The sequence below is a fragment of the Streptomyces sp. NPDC058576 genome (assembly GCF_042718715.1).
In the GTDB taxonomy this organism is placed as follows: Bacteria; Actinomycetota; Actinomycetes; order Streptomycetales; family Streptomycetaceae; genus Streptomyces.
The window spans coordinates 1-17,248 of sequence record NZ_JBHXPF010000010.1 but is presented as its reverse complement, the minus strand read 5'-3'; the positions used below and the strand labels follow the sequence as shown (position 1 = coordinate 17,248).

The 17,248-nt window shown below is 70.9% G+C and carries 19 protein-coding genes and 1 pseudogene; 14 read left to right on the top strand and 6 right to left on the bottom strand.

What is annotated here, in order from left to right; translation table 11 throughout:
• Positions 1–131: 131 nt before the first annotated feature.
• Complete coding sequence (locus ACFWRV_RS10720) at positions 132–1,136, bottom strand: YdcF family protein (protein WP_384331416.1); 1,005 nt, start codon at positions 1,134–1,136, stop codon at positions 132–134.
• Positions 1,137–1,286: 150 nt separating this feature from the next.
• On the opposite strand from ACFWRV_RS10720, the gene ACFWRV_RS10715 reads away from it, so the two are divergent.
• Entirely contained in the window at positions 1,287–1,520 is a 234-nt protein-coding gene (locus tag ACFWRV_RS10715; protein ID WP_384331413.1) for a hypothetical protein, read from the top strand.
• Between the two features lie 131 nt (positions 1,521–1,651).
• Here ACFWRV_RS10715 and ACFWRV_RS10710 read toward each other — a convergent pair whose 3' ends face one another.
• Complete coding sequence (locus ACFWRV_RS10710; RefSeq protein ID WP_384331410.1) at positions 1,652–2,239, bottom strand: TetR/AcrR family transcriptional regulator; 588 nt, start codon at positions 2,237–2,239, stop codon at positions 1,652–1,654.
• A 147-nt stretch (positions 2,240–2,386) separates the two neighbouring features.
• Here ACFWRV_RS10710 and ACFWRV_RS10705 point away from each other — a divergent pair, with 147 nt between their 5' ends.
• The 3 genes from ACFWRV_RS10705 to ACFWRV_RS10695 all read left to right on the top strand — a co-directional run bounded on the left by ACFWRV_RS10705 (position 2,387) and on the right by ACFWRV_RS10695 (position 4,672).
• Positions 2,387–3,334 (top strand): NAD(P)-dependent oxidoreductase, encoded by a 948-nt coding sequence (locus ACFWRV_RS10705; RefSeq protein WP_384331407.1) that lies wholly within the window; start codon positions 2,387–2,389, stop codon positions 3,332–3,334.
• 24 nt (positions 3,335–3,358) lie between these two features.
• Positions 3,359–4,231, top strand: coding sequence for a GyrI-like domain-containing protein (locus tag ACFWRV_RS10700; protein ID WP_384331404.1), 873 nt, complete (start codon positions 3,359–3,361; stop codon positions 4,229–4,231).
• A 198-nt stretch (positions 4,232–4,429) separates the two neighbouring features.
• A complete protein-coding gene (locus ACFWRV_RS10695) occupies positions 4,430–4,672 on the top strand; it encodes a hypothetical protein (RefSeq protein ID WP_093441505.1) in 243 nt (80 codons plus the stop codon).
• A gap of 72 nt (positions 4,673–4,744) precedes the next feature.
• On the opposite strand, the gene ACFWRV_RS10690 is transcribed toward ACFWRV_RS10695, so the two are convergent.
• Positions 4,745–5,017, bottom strand: a complete 273-nt coding sequence (locus tag ACFWRV_RS10690; RefSeq protein ID WP_384331399.1) for a DUF397 domain-containing protein — start codon at positions 5,015–5,017, stop codon at positions 4,745–4,747.
• Between the two features lie 41 nt (positions 5,018–5,058).
• Positions 5,059–5,853 (bottom strand): annotated as a pseudogene (locus ACFWRV_RS10685) (Scr1 family TA system antitoxin-like transcriptional regulator); the annotation flags it as partial.
• A gap of 113 nt (positions 5,854–5,966) precedes the next feature.
• On the opposite strand from ACFWRV_RS10685, the gene ACFWRV_RS10680 reads away from it, so the two are divergent.
• From ACFWRV_RS10680 to ACFWRV_RS10660, 5 genes are all read left to right on the top strand, one after another.
• Complete coding sequence (locus ACFWRV_RS10680; protein WP_384331397.1) at positions 5,967–6,380, top strand: ATP-binding protein; 414 nt, start codon at positions 5,967–5,969, stop codon at positions 6,378–6,380.
• Positions 6,381–6,490: 110 nt separating this feature from the next.
• Entirely contained in the window at positions 6,491–7,456 is a 966-nt protein-coding gene (locus tag ACFWRV_RS10675; protein WP_384331394.1) for an NAD(P)/FAD-dependent oxidoreductase, read from the top strand.
• A 137-nt stretch (positions 7,457–7,593) separates the two neighbouring features.
• Complete coding sequence (locus ACFWRV_RS10670; RefSeq protein WP_384331391.1) at positions 7,594–8,199, top strand: dihydrofolate reductase family protein; 606 nt, start codon at positions 7,594–7,596, stop codon at positions 8,197–8,199.
• A gap of 413 nt (positions 8,200–8,612) precedes the next feature.
• Positions 8,613–10,136, top strand: coding sequence for a catalase (locus tag ACFWRV_RS10665; RefSeq protein WP_384331388.1), 1,524 nt, complete (start codon positions 8,613–8,615; stop codon positions 10,134–10,136).
• A gap of 159 nt (positions 10,137–10,295) precedes the next feature.
• On the top strand, positions 10,296–10,904 hold the full coding sequence (locus tag ACFWRV_RS10660; RefSeq protein WP_384331385.1) for a GNAT family N-acetyltransferase: 609 nt from the start codon (positions 10,296–10,298) through the stop codon (positions 10,902–10,904).
• Between the two features lie 140 nt (positions 10,905–11,044).
• Here ACFWRV_RS10660 and ACFWRV_RS10655 read toward each other — a convergent pair whose 3' ends face one another.
• Complete coding sequence (locus ACFWRV_RS10655) at positions 11,045–11,341, bottom strand: hypothetical protein (RefSeq protein WP_384331382.1); 297 nt, start codon at positions 11,339–11,341, stop codon at positions 11,045–11,047.
• 228 nt (positions 11,342–11,569) lie between these two features.
• Here ACFWRV_RS10655 and ACFWRV_RS10650 point away from each other — a divergent pair, with 228 nt between their 5' ends.
• Positions 11,570–11,986 (top strand): VOC family protein, encoded by a 417-nt coding sequence (locus ACFWRV_RS10650; RefSeq protein ID WP_384331379.1) that lies wholly within the window; start codon positions 11,570–11,572, stop codon positions 11,984–11,986.
• Positions 11,987–12,256: 270 nt separating this feature from the next.
• Here the strand turns inward: ACFWRV_RS10650 and ACFWRV_RS10645 are convergent, their stop codons facing one another.
• Complete coding sequence (locus tag ACFWRV_RS10645) at positions 12,257–12,826, bottom strand: MSMEG_1061 family FMN-dependent PPOX-type flavoprotein (protein ID WP_384331376.1); 570 nt, start codon at positions 12,824–12,826, stop codon at positions 12,257–12,259.
• A gap of 211 nt (positions 12,827–13,037) precedes the next feature.
• On the opposite strand from ACFWRV_RS10645, the gene ACFWRV_RS10640 reads away from it, so the two are divergent.
• From ACFWRV_RS10640 to ACFWRV_RS10625, 4 genes are all read left to right on the top strand, one after another.
• Positions 13,038–14,105, top strand: a complete 1,068-nt coding sequence (locus ACFWRV_RS10640; RefSeq protein ID WP_384331373.1) for a FecCD family ABC transporter permease — start codon at positions 13,038–13,040, stop codon at positions 14,103–14,105.
• Complete coding sequence (locus ACFWRV_RS10635; RefSeq protein ID WP_384331370.1) at positions 14,102–15,190, top strand: FecCD family ABC transporter permease; 1,089 nt, start codon at positions 14,102–14,104, stop codon at positions 15,188–15,190. The genes ACFWRV_RS10640 and ACFWRV_RS10635 overlap by 4 nt, the downstream gene beginning before the upstream one ends.
• 19 nt (positions 15,191–15,209) lie before the next feature.
• Positions 15,210–16,064: an ABC transporter ATP-binding protein gene (locus ACFWRV_RS10630; RefSeq protein ID WP_384331746.1), complete on the top strand. Its 855-nt coding sequence runs from the start codon at positions 15,210–15,212 to the stop codon at positions 16,062–16,064.
• A gap of 102 nt (positions 16,065–16,166) precedes the next feature.
• Positions 16,167–17,198 (top strand): iron-siderophore ABC transporter substrate-binding protein, encoded by a 1,032-nt coding sequence (locus tag ACFWRV_RS10625; RefSeq protein ID WP_384331367.1) that lies wholly within the window; start codon positions 16,167–16,169, stop codon positions 17,196–17,198.
• The last annotated feature ends 50 nt before the right edge of the window (positions 17,199–17,248 follow it).

Sequence of the window (17,248 nt, the reverse complement as noted above, 5' to 3'; positions counted from 1 at the left end):
ATCGTGATTTCCCACAGGCGACTTTCAGGGTCACGAGCGGCGACGACTTCCCCGGTCCTGACACGGTTCCTCCGGCCTTGGCGGGGCCGGTTTCTGAAGCCCTCAGGGAAGTGGTCACCCGGCTCCTGCCCTCAGCTCGCCCACCACGCGGCCACCCCGCCGAGGACGATGATCACGCACATCGCCGCATTGCTCTGCCGGTAGTCCACGAGGATCGCGGCGAACTCGCGGAGCATCGCGTTGGGCCAGAAGTACGCGGCCGTGGGGGAGCCCACCACCTGCCCCCGGATGCGGACCCGTCGGGCGATGAGGGCGGCCCGGAAGGCGTGGTAGTTGTTCGTGACGACCACGCACCGGTAGTCGGGCTTGGCCGCCTCCATGATCTCCCTGCTGAAACGCAGGTTCTCCTCGGTGTTCCGTGAGCGGTCCTCCCGCTCGATGAGGCCGGCCGGGAAGCCCTCGGCCACCAGGTGGTCGGCCATCGCGTGGGACTCCGGCAGCTTCTCGTCGGGCCCCTGTCCGCCCGAGGTGATCAGCACGGGCGACCCGCCGCGCCGGGAGAGCCGCTCGTGCACCTCGCGCCCCCGCTTCAGCCGGCTCGCCAGCAGCGGGGGCACCGTGGAACCGCCGATCAGCCCCGAACCCAGCACCACCACGAAGTCGGCCTTCCGGCGCACCTGGAGCCGCCCGTACAGGAACGCGTAGCAGACGAAGCACAGGAACAGGAACGAGAAGTACAACGCCAGCCCACCGGCCGCCCAGGCCAGCCCGATCAGCACCGGAGTCCGCAGCGCGGCGGCCGCGACCAGCAGGGCGACCACGCCGAGGACGGCGAACGCGGCCAGCAGCGACAGCAGGTGGGAGGGGCTTCTCCCCTCCTTGCGCAGCATGCGTACGCCGTTGAGGAACAGGAAGCACACCAGCACGAGCAGGGCCAGGGCCCCCAGTGCCACCAGCGCCCCGACGACGTAGGGCACCGCGGGCGATCCGGAGCCGACCAGCCGGTACACCAGGGCCCCCAGCGCGCAGAGCACGGCGAGTCCCAGGAACACGGCGTTGCTGAACTTACGGCGCTCGCGCAGCACGCTCACGCAGAAGACGAGGAAGAGGAGCGCCGCGGGGGCGTAGGCCAGCATGCGCACAGACTAGGCAGTGGGCCGGAGCCCGCCTACGGCGAGGTGGGGTGGCCGTGCGCCGCCTCGGTTTTCGCCTCCGCCGCACGGAGCCGTGCCGGTGATCGCCGATCGGGGCGTGCCCTTTGCGGGGTCTCGGCCGTTGAACGGGGCATGAAGAAGCGAAGCGTACTCGCCGCCGTCACCCTCGCCACCGGAGCGGTCATCGCCGCCATCGCCCCGCACCCGGGCGGCGGGGACACCGCACACGCCGCCGAACCGGCCGTCTCGCTGGGCGCGCTGGACGACGTCGGCGAGCTGGGCAAGCTGGTCGACGGCGCGGCCGGGGCGACCACCTCCACCGCAGGCACCGTCACCAGCACCGTGGAAGACGCCAAGCTCAGCTGAACCGGCTGGGAACGGACAGGGGCGGCCCTCCGGCCGCCCCTGTCCCCGTTGCCGGCACGCTGCCGACAGCCCCGGCGGACCGTGCGCGCCGGAGTGCTGAGGGCGGGAAAGCCCGGGAGCGCGGCCGCCTCTCAGCGGTCGGCCGCGCCGATCCCGTACGACCTGATGAGGCGGGCCAGTTGGCGTCCTGTCGCCAGCAGGGGTTCCTCGCTCCGGTTGACCTGGGCGGTGACCTCGGCGCCCTCGATGGCGCTGATCACGGCGGTCGCCAGCTCCCGGGCGTCGCCCGCCGGGAACCCGCGGCTCAGCAGCTTGTCGAGGACGAGCCGCTGCCAGCCGTTCAGGGCGTCGGCGCACGCCTGCTGGAGGTCGGATTCGCCGCCGAGCGTCTCCAGGGCCGCGGCCGTCACCGGGCAGCCGTCCACCCAGCCCGACTCCTTGAGCCCGGCCGCCAGCTGGCGGGTGCAGGAGACCACCGCGTCCGCCGGGTCCGGCTCGCCGTCCAGCGCTTCCTTCAGGAGCGCCGCGAACTCCTGCTCGCCGTGCCGGATCGCGGCGACCGCGACGGCTTCCTTGCCGCCCGGGAAGAAGTGGTAGATCGAGCCGAGCGTGGCCTGCGACTCCGTGGCGATCTGCTTGATGCCGGTGCCGACGTACCCCTGCCGCTGGAGAAGGCGCGCGGTCGCCACGACGATCCGGTCCCGCGTGCTGGTCTGCATGGCGTCACTGTAGCGGGCACTGAGTAGAGCGTTCGTTCTAGAGCTGTGCTAGTTTCGCGGCACGCTCTGGATAGAGCGTTCGTTTTAGTCATGGGCAGGGCGGGGGAGTGGCTTCCGCCTGCCCCTGCCGACCCGTTGGAGGCAGCAATGAGCAGGGCAGCGACGGAGCACCCGGGCGCCGTGACCGTCATCGGGCTGGGACCGATGGGCCGGGCGATGGCCGCGGCCTTACTCGACCGCGGTTACGGGGTCACCGTGTGGAACCGCACCGCCTCCCGCGCGGACGACCTGGTGACCCGCGGTGCGGTCCTCGCGTCGAGCCCCGCCGACGCCGTCGCGGCGAACGAGGTGGTCATCCTCAGCCTCACGGACTACGCGGCGGTCCGCGCCGTACTGGAGCCGGCCGCGCGTGCCCTGAACGGCAGGGTCCTGCTCAACCTCACCTCGGCCACGCCCGAGGAGGCTCGCGACGGAGCCCGCTGGGCGGCCGAGCGCGGTGCCGTACAGCTCACCGGCGGGGTCAACTCGTCGCCCACGGGGATCGGGCAGCCCGAGTCGGCCACCTTCTACAGCGGGCCGCGTGAGGCGTTCGACCGGCACGGGCCGGTGCTCAAAGCGTTGACGGGCCGGGTCGAGCACCAGGGCGAGGACCCGGGGCTCGCCGCGCTGTACTATCAGCTCGGCATGGTCATCTTCTGGACCTCGATGCTGAGCTTCTGGCAGGCCGCCGCCCTCGCCCGCGCGAACGGTCTGACGGCGGCCGACATCCTGCCGCACGCCGAGGAGACGGCGAGCTCGCTCGCCGAGTCCTTCGCCTTCTACGCCGAACGCATCGACGCCGGAGCGCACGACGGCGACGTTGACCGCCTGGCCATGGGGTTGGCGAGCGCCGAGCACGTTCTGCACACCAGCGCCGAGGCGGGCGTCGACACGACCCTCCCGGCCGCGGTCGTCGACCTGTTCCGGTGGGGCACGGAAGCGGGCCACGCCGAGGACAGCTTCTCGTCCCTGGTGGAGCTGATGGCGAAGCCCGGGGGCCCGACCGAACCGGGCACGAACGGTCGGGTCCGGCAGAGTGGCTCCTCCCTACGGTGAACGGGCAAGGGAAGGAGTCAGGAGTTGCTGGAACGGCTGAACGACGCGATGGAGCACATCGAGGCGCACCTCGGTGAGCGCATCGAGGCGACGGACCTCGCCCGCATCGCGATGACCTCGGAGTACCACTTCCGCCGGATGTTCTCCGCGCTCGCGGGCCTCCCGCTGGCGGAGTACATCCGCCGCCGTCGCATGACGGTCGCGGGAGCCGAGGTCCTCGCCGCCCCCGACCGGACGCTGCTGGAGGTGGCGGTGCGGTACGGCTACGACACGGGGGAGGGCTTCGCCCGTGCCTTCCGGGCCGTACACGGCATCGGACCGGGCGAGGCGCGGCGAACGGGCGCGGTTCTACGGTCCCAGCAACGCCTGACCTTCCGACTCGTCGTCGAAGGGAGTAGCGCCATGCGCTACAGGCTGATGGAGAAGAACGCGTTCCGGGTGGTCGGGAAGAAGGCCCGCGTCCCGCTCATCCACGAGGGGCCGAATCCGGCCATCGCGGAGTTCATCCGGGGCATCGGCCGGGAGGAGCTGGAGCGCATCGCGGCCCTCTCGGACCAGGAGCCGGCGGGCATCGTCGGGGTGAGCGACCAGCTCGACCCGAGCCGCGCGGAGGGCACCGAACTCGACTACTACCACGGGGTGGTGAGCGGCGCGGAGCCTCCGGAGGACCTGGACGCCCTGGACGTGCCGGCAGGGGCGTGGGCGGTCTTCGAGAGCGAGGGCGAGTTCCCGCAGGCTCTCCAGTACCTCTGGCGGGACGTGTTCACCCAGTGGTTCCCGTCGAACCCGTACGCGTCCAGGCCCGGCCCGGAGATCCTGCGGGTGCGGCTGTCGGAGGACGGGAAGCGGGCCGAGGCGGAGCTGTGGATCCCGGTGGAGCGGTCGGCCGAAAGCTGACCATGCGGTACGAAATATGCGGCACGGCAGAGGTTTACGGCCATGGGGCATATGCGCCGCCTTATTGGTCCAGACCTATTGTGCGGGCGTGCACGGCTCACTAGCTTTCTCCTGGCGGCGCGCGCTGTTCGGATCGGCTCGACTCATTCATTCACTGACGCACAGTCATGTGCGTTGACTGAAAACGGAGTTACCGACATGCGCAGACGCATTGCCGCACTCGCGGTGACCGTGGCGACCGCCGGAGCGATGCTCCTCGGCACCGCCTCGACCGCCTCCGCCACGGGCCCCGGCTTCTGGCTCCGCAGCCACCACGCCAGCCTGGCGGAGTGCCAGGCGGTGGGGAACGCGGGCGCTGACAACGCCCTCTGGAGCCGGGTCTTCATCTGCAACCCGTTCGCCGGGAAGCCGGGCGTGTACGAGTTGTGGGTGCGCTACTGAGGCTGAGGTAGCGGGCGGACGGTGAACCGCCCCGGCTGCGGCGGCGGCCGGGGCGGTTCACTGTCGGACTGCTCAGAGGGCGGTGCCGCTGCCGTGGACGAAGGCGCTCCAGGTGGCGGGCTCGACGGTGAGGACGGGACCGTCGGTCACCTTGGAGTCGCGGATGTGGATGGCGGTGGGGTGGGCGGCGACTTCGACACAGGCTCCGCCGTCACCGTCGCTGTAGGTGGACTTGCGCCAGTGGTAGGCGACTTCGATGCAGTCTCCGCCGTCACCGTTGCTGTAGCTGGACTTGAACCAGTGGAGGGCTGTGGGGTCAGGGGAGGGGTGTGCTGCGCGGGGCATGTCTCTCCAAGCAGTGCGTCAAGCAGTGCATCCAGTAGCCGGGAACTCTCCTCGACGGTGAGCGCCTGGGAACGCAGCATCCCATACCGCTGCATAAGAGCGCTGACGTCAGCTGGCTCGTCGTACAGCTCTGCGCGCAACTGGCCGCTGATGTAGGCGAGCTGATCGTGGTCGGGGGTCTCCAGCAGGATGAGCGGCCCCGAGAGCCCGGCGTGCCGAGGGGTGTTGCGGGGCATGATCTGAAGGGTGACGAACGGCAGATCCCTGCAGCGCCGCAGATGGAGAAGCTGCTCCCGCATCACTTCGGGGTCACCCAGCTGGGTGTGCAGGATGCTCTCCTCCAGGATGAAGTGGAGGAGAGGCCGGGGCTTGCGCTCCAGGATCTTCTGGCGGTCGAGCCGGTTCGCCACCCGCTTCTCAATCTCCTCCTCTTCGGTCGGCGGGTAGTTGCAGTCGAAGATGAAGCGTGCGTACGCCTCGGTCTGGAGCAGTCCCGGAACGAGCTGGGTCTCGTACCAGAGCAGGCTCAGGGCGTCCTGCTCGTACTGCACAAAGTCCTTGACCAGCGCCTGGTAGCGCTCCTTCCGCGGGATCCTCTCCACCGCGACCCGCAAAACGCCCTTGGTGTCCAGCAGTTCATCGAGCTGGATGGCGAGGTCTGACTGAAGCGCTCGTCGCCCCTGCTCGATCGAGGCGATCGTGTCCTCGCCCACCCCGGCCTGCTCGGCGAGGGCGGCCTGTGTCAGCCCGGCGAGTTTGCGGAAGTGGCGCAGCTGTGCCCCGACCAGCTGCCATGAAGTAACCCGCCTGATGCCGCTCTGCTTTCCCGGTTGCATGACCTGGCTCTCCCCGTTCCGGCCCCGCTGTCAATCCGTCAGAACCCGTACAAAAGCTTTTGTACGTCTCTCCACTCTGCTTCAGCGTAGTAACTCCGTGTGAGCGTGGAAGCATGAACGAGACAACCCAACTGCCCTACTTCCGTGCCGCCTTCTACTGCCGCGAGCGCAGGTCGATCCCTGTCGTACGCAAGTTCGCCCGCAAGGCGCTGATCGAGTGGGAGTGTGAGCAGCGGGCCGACGATGTGCTGCTCTGTGTGACCGAGCTGGCGACCAACGCGCTCCGGCACGGCGTGCCCCCGGGGCGTGGCTTCAAGGTCCACATCTACCTGGAGCGGGTCGAGAACATGATCCGCGTCGAGCTGCACGACAGCGGCGACGGTGAGGTGCGCGCGGCGGACGAGCCGCCGGAGGCCGACGACGAGGGTGGACGCGGGCTGCTGCTCGTCGCGGCGCTGGCGGACACGTGGGGCGTGGCCGAGCGGAACCCCGGCAAGGTCGTGTGGTGCGAGTTCAGTGCCGTTTGACTTGCTGTTCCGGCAAGGATGTTTGTCGTTTCGGCCGCATGCGCGCACTCTCGTCATCGAGCGGAGGTTGGCGGAGGTGATCCGCGACCTCGTGACGAAGGAGGAGCGACATGAAGCAGCAGCGGTTCGACGTGGTGATCGTGGGCGGCGGGGCCGCCGGCCTGAGCGGGGCGCTCGCGCTGTCGCGGGCCCGGCGCTCGGTTCTGGTGATCGATGCGGGCGAGCCTCGTAACGCGCCCGCCTCGCACGTGCACAACTACCTGGGCCGCGAGTCCACCCCGCCCGGCGAGCTGCTGGCGATCGGCCGCGGCGAGGCCGCCGGGTACGGGGCGGAGATCGTCGAAGGCCGGGTGGCCTCGGCCGAGCGGCTGCCCGGGGCAGGGGAGCGGGGCTTCCGGGTGGTGACCGAGGACGGCCGGAGCGTCGAGGCGCGCAGGCTGCTGGTGACGACGGGGCTCGTCGACGAGCTGCCGCCCGTGCCGGGTCTGGCGGAGCGGTGGGGGCGCGAGGTGCTGCACTGCCCGTACTGCCACGGCCACGAGGTGGCGGACCGCCCGATCGGGGTGCTCGCCACCGGCCCGCTCGCCGTGCACCAGGCGCTGATGTGGCGGCAGTGGAGCGACGACGTGACCCTCTTCCTGCACACGGGGCCGGAGCCCACGCAGGAGGAGTACGAGCAGCTGGCGGCCCGGGGCGTCGCGGTCGTGGACGGTGAGGTGGCGGGGCTGGAGGTGGCGGACGACCGGTTCACCGGCGTCCGGCTGGCGTCCGGCCGGGTCATCCCGCGCGAGGCGCTGGTGGTGCAGGCCCGGTTCACCGCCCGCTCGGCGGTCCTGGAGTCGCTGGGGCTGGAGCCGGTGGCGCAGGAGATGGGCGGGGTGGTGATCGGTTCGTACATCCCGACCGACCCGACCGGCGCGACGGAGGTCCCCGGGGTCTGGGCGGCGGGCAACGTCACCCGCCTCACCGAACAGGTGATCGGCGCGGCGGCGGCGGGCCTCATGGCGGGGAGTGCGGTCAACGGGGACCTGATCACGGAGGACACCCGGCTGGCGGTGGCCGCCCGGCGGGCTTAGCGGCTCCTCACGGGCGAGGGTGTAGTCGGGACGTCCGGTCCCATGGCCGACCCGTCATCGACAGAGCCGAACGGATCCGATGAGTTCGCGGCCCGCGGCCGGTCCCCATTCGTGACACCCGAGAAAGGGACACCGCCATGTCAGAGCTTCTCGTCGACTTCATCACCTCTCTCGACGGCTACGCATCGGGAGAGGGCTGGCCCGGGTTCTGGGGCCTTGAGGGCCCGGAGTATCTCGCCTGGCTCGGCGAGCAGCCCCAGGTCACCCATCTCATGGGAGCGAACACCTACCGACAGATGTCGGGCTTCGCCGCCGGCGAGGTCCCGAACGGGCAGGACGAGTTCAGGCCCGAAGAGGAGGCGTCCGTCGACGAGCTCACGCGAGCGCCCAAGGTGGTGTTCTCCTCCTCACTGGAGGAGCCGCTGACGTGGGCGAACTCCACGCTCGTCCGCGACGACGCCGTCGAGACGGTCCGCGCCATGAAGGAGAACGGCACGGGGCTCCTCAGCACGATCGGCAGCCTCAGCGTGTCCCGGTCCCTGCTGCGGGCCGGGCTCGTCGACCGCTTCCGGGTCGTGATGTTCCCGGTGATCACCGGGGCCACGGGCGCGGAACGCATCTACGACGGTTATCCGGACGTCGCCCTCGACATGATCGAGCACCGGACCTTCGACGGCCGCATCCAGCTCGTCGAGTACAAGCCCCGCGTGCTGGAACACCCGCCGCTCGGCGCCCCTGCGTGACATCGCCCCGCCCGCAGGTACCGAACGCCGCCGCCCGCCGCCGCCCGGCGTAACGCGGGCAGGCGAGCAGTGGACCGCAGGGTGACGCGGGCAGGCGTCATGACGGGCCGCAGGGGCGACGGCGGAGCCGGGCGGGTATGACGGCCGGGGCCCGGCGGATGTGTGAGTTCCGGATACGGGGATACGCGGAGGGTCCCGGTGCCACGAGGGTGCCCGGCCTCGGCAAGGGCAAGGGAGATCTCCGTGGGCCCCTTGGTCTCGGGAAACGGGGCCCGCTGACCCGGCTGCCCACGACGGCTCGACGGGACGATTCGTCTGCATATGCCTACATTGGCAGAGGCGCGACAGGGTAGCCGTGGAGCAGAGCCGAAGGCCTCTACGCCCGCGCAGGACCGACAAGAGGATATGAGGACATGACGGACACCACCCGCAAGCCGACCACCTCCGACTCCGGTGCCCCGGTGGAGAGCGACGAGCATTCGCTCACCGTCGGCCCGGGCGGGCCGATCCTGCTCCAGGACTCCTACCTGATCGAGCAGATGGCCCAGTTCAACCGCGAACGCATCCCCGAGCGCCAGCCGCACGCCAAGGGCAGCGGCGCGTTCGGGAAGTTCGAGGTCACCGCGGACGTCTCCGCGTACACCAAGGCCGCGCTCTTCCAGCCCGGCACCACCACCGACCTGGTCATCAGGTTCTCCACCGTCGCCGGGGAAAGGGGCAGCCCGGACACCTGGCGGGACCCGCGCGGCTTCGCGGTGAAGTTCTACACCAGCGAAGGCAACTACGACATGGTGGGCAACAACACCCCCGTGTTCTTCGTGAAGGACCCGATGAAGTTCCAGCACTTCATCCGGTCCCAGAAACGCCGGGCGGACAACAACCTGCGCGACCACGACATGCAGTGGGACTTCTGGACCCTCTCGCCGGAGTCGGCGCACCAGGTCACCTGGCTGATGGGGGACCGGGGCATCCCGCGCAGCTGGCGGCACATGAACGGCTACACCTCGCACACGTACATGTGGATCAACGCAGAGGGCCAGCGGTTCTGGGTGAAGTACCACTTCAAGACCGACCAGGGCGTCGAGACGTTCACGCAGGACGAGGGCGACCAGATGGCCTCGGCGGACACGGACTACCACACGCGTGATCTCTTCGAGCACATCCGGGACGGGGAGTACCCGAGCTGGACGCTGAAGGTCCAGGTCATGCCCTACGAGGATGCGAAGGACTACCGGTTCAACCCGTTCGACCTGACCAAGGTGTGGCCGCACGGCGACTACCCGCTGATCGAGGTCGGCCGGATGACGCTGGACCGCAACCCCACGGACAACCACGCCGAGATCGAGCAGGCGGCCTTCCAGCCGAACAACTTCGTCCCCGGCATCGGCCCGAGCCCGGACCGGATGCTGCTGGCGCGACTGTTCAGCTACGCGGACGCGCACCGCTACCGCATCGGCGCCAACTACCAGCAGCTGCCGGTCAACGCCCCCGTCGCGCCGGTGCACACGTACTCCAAGGACGGGGCGATGGCGTACCGGAAGACCTCCGACCCCGTCTACGCCCCGAACTCCAAGGGCGGCCCGGAGGCCGACACGGCGCGCTACGGGACGCCGCCGAGCTGGTACGCCGACGGGGACATCACCCGGGCGGCCTACGTCGACCACGCCGAGGACGACGACTGGGGCCAGGCGGGCACGATGGTCCGCGAGGTCCTCGACGACGCGGCCCGGGACCGGCTGGTGGACAACGTGGTCGGCCACCTGCTGAACGGCGTGAGTGAGCCGATCCTCCAGCGGGCGTTCCAGTACTGGACGAACATCGACGACACGATCGGCAAGCGCGTCGAGCAGGGCGTACGGGCCAAGTCCGGCGAGAAGGACCCGAAGGCGGGCGGGCAGGGCAACCCGGCGCGTTCGTCGATGCAGCACAAGGCGTAAGGGCGCGCGCGAGACCCTGAGGCCCGGCCGCCGGCCCCCCTCCGGGGAGTCGGCGGCCTCGTCCGTCCTCAGTGCTGGACCGGACCGCCCACCGGGACGGGGTCCACGTGCCCGGTGGCCGGGGACCCCGCTCACCGCTCAAGATCATCAACGTGCAGAATGACCCTTATGTCGATAACGAACACTCCGCAGGCGGCCACGCTCGACGACGCCCCGGAGATCAGCCGCACCCTGGCCCGTGCCTTCGCCGACGACCCGATGATGGGGTGGTTCTTCCCCGGTGGGCCCGCGCGCGAGGGCGACCTGGTCCGCTACTTCACCACGATCTTCACCCGGCAGTACGGCCGCTACGGGGTGTGCGAGCGCACCGCGTCGGCTGCCGCGTTCTGGGTGGCGCCGGAGGGGCAGGAGAAGACCGTTCCCGACGCGGACACGGTCGCGGAGCTGGAGGCGATCCTGGGCGACCGGGCGCCGCTGTTCCGGGAGGCGGTCGCGGCGGCCGCCGAGCAGGGCCCCAAGGAGCCGCACTGGTACCTGGCGGTCGTCGGCGCGGACCCGGCCGCCCGGGGCCAGGGGCACGGGGCGGCGCTGCTGCGTTCCGGGCTGGCCAAGGCGGATGCGGCGGGGCTGCCGGTCTACCTGGAGTCCTCCAAGCCGGACAACCTGCCGTTCTACGAGCGCTTCGGCTTCACGGTGCAGGCGGAAGCCCAGCTTCCGGGGGGCGGGCCGGCGCTCTGGGTGATGCGGCGCGAGCCGCGGGCCGCCTGACCGGACGGGTGAAGGAGCGCCAGCTCGGGGGCGGGAACGCTTCTTCAAGCCTCGGCCGAGCAGAAAGCGCGGTCAGTCGAGGAGCGCGATCAGTCGAGGGGCGCGGTCAGTCGGAGCGCGCGGCCAGTCGGAGCGCGCGGTCAGTCGGGGAGCGCGGTGAAGAATGCTTTCTCCGAGCTGGGGCGTCCTCCTGACCCGTCCGCCCGCCCGACCGGCGAACGGCGGGCATCGGCCCAGATGGCTTCCAGCCCGAGGGGTGGCCGCACGTCGTGACTGCTCCAGGGCTGCCAAGGGTCTGCCGTCGCACGGGAGTCGCCGTGCGGTGGCGCCCCCGGCGGGGCGTCGCGTTCGATACCGTCGAGCCGCCGCTCGAACTCCGCCTGCAGGCGGTTCATCGTGGCGAGGAAGTCCCTGAGCAGGATGGTTTCTTCATTCACGGGTCGGCACATTCCTCTGCGAGACTTCGGCTGTCACATCCCGAGAACGACAGGGCCGGGTCGAGGGGACGCGGCATTCGGGTGACCCCGCGCTCGGGCGAGCCCCACGATCTACGGCTGGGGGCGTAGGGCGAACGCCCGATGCGTGGGTGATCCCCGGCTCCGTAAGGTCCGTGGACGAGCGGTCCTCCGCGATCGATGGACCCACGCCCACCAGGAGATTCCCCGATGCCGGCAGACGCCACGGCCCATCTGCGCATAGCCCGCCCGTCCCGCGACCTCACCGCGGCGGAGCGCTTCTGGGTCGCGGGGCTCGGCCTCGCCGTCCAGTACCGCCACGAGGCGGACGGGACCGCCGGCCGCCACTCGCTGCTCATGGTCGGCTGGCCCGACGCCGCCTGGCACCTGGAACTCGTCCACGACCCGTCGGCCCCGGTCGAACCGCGCCCGACGCCCGAGGATCTGTTGGTGGTCTACCTTGGCGAAGAGGTCCCGGACGCCTTGGTGGAGCGGCTCGAACGGCACGGCGGCACCCGGGTGCCCGCGCACAATCCGTACTGGGACACCTGGGGCGTCACCCTTCAGGACCCGGACGGCTACCTGCTGGTGCTGTCGACCCGGACGTGGTCGTCGGCCGCCGATTGAGGGTGCGGGACGCGTCGACGTGCCCGCAGCTCTTCGTTGGATCGTGCAAGTGCCTGGCGGAACTCTTCGGCTGTCCCCAGGACCGGTTCGTCGACGTCTACGCGGTCGAGCCGAGGCACGCCGAAGCGCTGGCCGCCTGGACGGGGCTGGGTTTCGACCTCGACGCGTTCGACTATTTTCTGTCCGTCACCGCAGATCAGAGCGCGTGGACATGCGTGCTTCCGGTGGAGGCCGAGGACGGGATTCCTGCACAGCGGACCGGCCGACCCGTCACCCCGCCGCTTCCGCCCCCGCCCACGTCTGAGGCGCCCACACCCCCGACCGCTTCAGCGACGCCGGGCAGTGGCGGAAGATCTCGTCGATCTCGACCACCAGGGCCAGCTTCGGGCGCTGCCCCTTCACCGCCATCGCGTCGAAGAACGGGGCGTCCGTGAAGATGCGGGCGCGACCGTTGATGCGCAGGACGTCCATCGCGCCCGGTATCAGGTAGAGCAGGCCCACGCGCGGGTTCGCCAGGATGTTGTGGAAGCTGTCCGCGCGGCGGTTTCCCGGGCGGTCGGGGAGGGCGATCGTGCCCCGGTCCACGACATGGGTGAAGCCGGGGGTGTCGCCGCGCGGGGTGGAGTCGCAGTTGCCGTCCGCGTCGGACGTGGCCATGGCGCAGAACGGCGAGCGGGCCAGCAGGTCCAGATCGTCGTCCGTGAGCCGGTCGTGCACCTTGTCGATGACGATCGGGTGCGGCGTGCCCAGCAGCTCCCGCAGTTCGTCCGCCGAGCCCAGGGGCACGGCCCCGGCCAGCGGACCGGTGACGGGGGCAGTGGGGTCGGCGGCGTACGACAAGGAAGTGCTCCGGAGCTCGTGGGGTGCGGCAGCACACGGTCGAACGGGCGCTGTTAGGGTGACCTTACTTTGGGGTCCCTTCTGTGCTCCGCCCGGGGTGGACCGGCGACGATGCCGTCTCCCGTACCCCAGGGGCGCCCCCGCGCCGACGAGACAAGTGTGAGGAACCGACAGTGCACCACCGCATTCCGGCTGCCCCGGCGGCCGGGTCGTGAGCGGCCCGGCTCTCCTGGACAAGGAGAAGCAGCCGGCCGGCGGCAAGGAGACGCGGCGGGGGCGCAGCCGCCCCGTGCTCGCCCTCGGGCTGCTCGCCGCCCTCGCCGTGCTCTTCCTCACCGTCGTCGCCAGCCTCGCCATCGGCTCCGGCGACGTGCCCTTCCGCGATGTCGTCGACGGCGTCCTCGACCCGGACACGGCCGTCAAGGGACAGCTCATCGTCCAGGAGGTCCGCATCCCGCGCACCGTCGCCGGGCTGCTCGCCGGTGCGGCGCTCGGCCTCGCGGGCACGGTGATGCAGGGCGTCGCCCGCAACCCCCTCGCCGACCCCCAGCTCCTCGGCATCAACGCCGGCGCGTCCGTGGCCGTCGTCTGCTCGATCACCCTGCTCGGGTTCACGGTCGCCACCCAGTTCATCTGGTTCGGCTTCCTCGGCGCGCTGCTCGCCGCCCTCCTCGTGTACGGGGTCGGCTCGCTCGGGCGGGAAGGCGCTACGCCGGTCAAGCTCGCCCTGGCGGGGGCCGCGACCGCCGCCGTCCTCACCTCCGTCACCAGCGCGATCCTGCTCCAGGACCGGGGCAGCTACGACCAGTTCCGGTTCTGGCAGCTCGGCGCGCTGACCGCCCGCGGCTCCGAGGTGCTCTGGCAGGTCTCGCCGTTCATCCTCGTCGGCACCGTCCTGGCGCTGGCCCTCGGACCGCAGCTCAACGCCCTCTCCCTCGGCGACGACCTGGCCCGCGGCCTCGGCCAGCGCGTCGGGATCATTCGGATGGTGTCCGCCCTCGCCGTGGTCATCCTCTGCGGCGCGGCCACCGTCGTCGCCGGGCCCATCGGCTTCGTCGGGCTTGCCGTACCGCACGCCGCCCGCCTCATCACCGGCCCCGACTACCGCTGGGTGCTCCCGTACAGCATGGTGCTCGCCCCGGTCATGCTCCTCGTCGCCGACATCGTCGGACGGGTCATCGCCCGCCCCGGCGAGGTGCAGGTCGGCGTGGTCACGGCCGCCATCGGCTGCATCCCCTTCATCTGGCTGGTCCGGCGCAGGAAGCTGGTGGAACTGTGAGCCGGGCACCCGTCGTGGCGAAGGGCGCCCCGAGCGCGGACCAGGAGCGCCTCGCCGACGCCGTACGCCAGGTCTCCGCCGTACGCGGCCGGGGCCTGCGCCGCTCCCTCCTCGTCGGGGCCGGACTGCTCGCCGCCGCCCTCGTCATGTTCGGCGTCTCGCTGAGTTACGGCGACATGGTCATGCCGATCGGCAAGGTCGTGGCCACCCTGTTCGGGGGAGGCGACGGCGGATCGCAGTTCGTCGTCCTGGAACTGCGGCTGCCCCGCGCCCTCCTGGCCGTCCTCGTCGGCACCGCCTTCGGTCTCTCCGGAGCCGTCTTCCAGACGGTGCTGCGCAACCCGCTCGCCAGCCCCGACCTCATCGGTATCAGTGCCGGGGCCAGCGCCGTCGCGGTCACCGCCGCCCTGCTCTTCCAGGTCAGCGGACTCGCCCTCTCCGCGAGCGCCCTCACCGGATCCCTGGTGGCGGGGGCCGCCATCTACCTGCTGGCCTGGCGGCAGGGCATCGCCGGACAGCGCCTGGTCCTCGTCGGCATCGGCGTCGGCATGGGGCTGTCCAGCATCGTCTGGTACGTGATGGCCCGCTCCGAGGTCACCGACGCGCAGGAGGCGTTCCGCTGGCTCGCGGGCAGCCTCAACGGCCTCTCCTGGAGCCAGGTGTGGCCCCTGCTCATCGCCCTCGCCGTCCTCGTGCCGCTGACCGTCCTCGCCGCCCACGCGCTGCGCCCCCTCCAGCTCGGGGACGACGCCGCCGCCGGGCTCGGGGCGAAGGTCGAAAGCGGGCGGCTCGCGCTGTTGGCCTGCGCGACCGCGCTCGCCGGGGTCGCGACCGCCGCCGCCGGTCCCGTCGGGTTCGTGGCCTTCGTCGCCGCCCCGATCGCCCGCCGACTGGTCCCGGGCCGCGGCGCGGCCCTGCCGCAGGCGGCCCTGACCGGGGCGCTGATCGTCCTGGTCGCCGACTTCGCCGCGCAGCACGCGCTGCCCTCCGTACAGCTGCCGGTGGGCGTGGTCACCAGCATCATCGGGGCGCCGTACCTGCTCCTGCTCCTGGCCCGCGCCAACCGCGTCGGCAGCGGGGGCTGACATGGACAACTCCCAGGGCATGGCGACGTATCGAGAAGACGACGACGAAAGGCGTGGCCCTGTCGTGGCCGAACACACTCTGGAAGCCCGGGACGTCCGGCTCGGCTACGGCGAACGCGAGATCGTCCCCGGTCTGAGCGTGGCCGTGCCACCCGGGAAGATCACCGTCATCGTCGGCCCCAACGCCTGTGGGAAGTCGACCCTGTTGCGGGCGATGGCCCGGCTGCTGGCCCCCTCCGCCGGTGCGGTGCTCCTGGACGGCCGGTCCATCCAGGAGATGCCGACCAAGGAGGTCGCCTCCGTGCTCGGCATCCTGCCGCAGAGCCCCACCGCCCCGGAGGGCATCACGGTCTCCGACCTCGTCGGGCGCGGCCGCTACCCGCACCAGGGCTGGTTCCGCCGCTGGAACCGCGAGGACGACGAGGCGGTCGCGCAGGCGCTGCTCTCGACCGATGTGCTCGAACTCGCCGACCGGTCGGTGGACGAGCTGTCCGGCGGCCAGCGCCAGCGGGTGTGGATCGCCATGGCGCTCGCCCAGCGCACCGACATCCTGCTGCTCGACGAGCCGACGACCTTCCTGGACGCCAGCCACCAGCTGGACGTCCTGGACCTGCTCACCGACCTCAACCGCGAGCAGGACGTCACCATGGTGGCCGTGCTGCACGACCTGAACCTGGCCTGCCGGTACGCGGACCACATGATCGCGATGAAGGCGGGGCGGATCGTCGCGGAGGGCCGGCCGGTCGACATCGTGACGGCGGAGCTGGTCGGCGAGGTCTTCGGCATGCGCTGCTCGGTGATCGAGGACCCGGCGTCGGCCACCCCGATGGTCGTGCCGCTGGGCCGCCACCACATCAAGGACCGGGCCGCCTGAGCCTCGTGCGTACGGGAGCGGACACTCGGGCGTCCGGGGGAGCAGGGCACCCGGGCACACCCGATGGCACCGTTGTCATTAGGTGAGGCTAACCTAAAGGGTATGAACGCTTCCGCTCCCCGCGCCCGGCGCGCCCGCCGCACCCCCGTCCTCGTGGCCGGGGCCGTCGCCGCCCTCCTCGTCGGCCTCTCGGCCTGCGGCTCGTCGGACGACTCCGACAGCTCCGCGTCCTCCTCCGCCTCGGGCGGTGCGTCCGAAGGCGCCTTCCCCGCGAAGGTGGCGACCAAGTTCGGCGAGGTCACCGTCGACGAGCAGCCCAAGCGCATCGTCGCGCTCGGCTGGGGCGACGCCGAGACCGTGCTCGCGCTCGGCGGCCAGCCGGTCGGGGCCAGCGACTGGCTGCCCTTCGGCGGCGAGGGCGTCGGCCCGTGGGCCAAGGGCATGTACGACAAGAAGCCCGAGATCATCGGCACGATGGAGCCGGAGTTCGAGAAGATCGCCTCGCTCCAGCCCGACCTGATCCTGGACACCAAGTCCAGCGGCGACCAGACCCGCTACGACACCCTGAAGAAGATCGCCCCGACCGTGGGCGTGCCCAAGGGCGGCGACCAGTACAAGCTCTCGTGGGAGCAGCAGACCACGATGATCGCCGCGGCCATGGGCGTGCCCGAGAAGGGCAAGGAGCTGATCGCGGAGACCGGTAAGAAGTTCGAGGCCGCCGCGAAGGCCCATCCGGAGTTCAAGGGCAAGACCATCACGGTCGGCTCGCGTACGTCCGAGGGCTTCGGCGTCTACGTCGGCGGCACCGGGCGCATCGACTTCGTCGAGCGGCTCGGCTTCACGAACAACCCGAAGGCCGAGGCCCAGGCCGGTGAGGGCTTCTCCGTGTCCGTCTCCAAGGAGAACCTGGACCTGCTCGACGCCGACCTCACGGTGATGACCCCGATCGGCATCCCGGCCACGGACATCAGCGGCGACCCGCTGTACGAGGCCGTTCCGTCGGTGAAGGCAGGCAACGACATCGTCTTCGACGACAAGGACATCTCGCAGGCGTTCGCCACGGACTCGGTCCTGTCCGTCTCGTACGCGCTGGAGAAGGTCGTCCCGCTCTTCGCGGAGAAGGTCGCGAAGTAGCCGTCCGACCTGCACACGCGCAGCGCCCCGCCCCCGGATCTCCCGGGGGC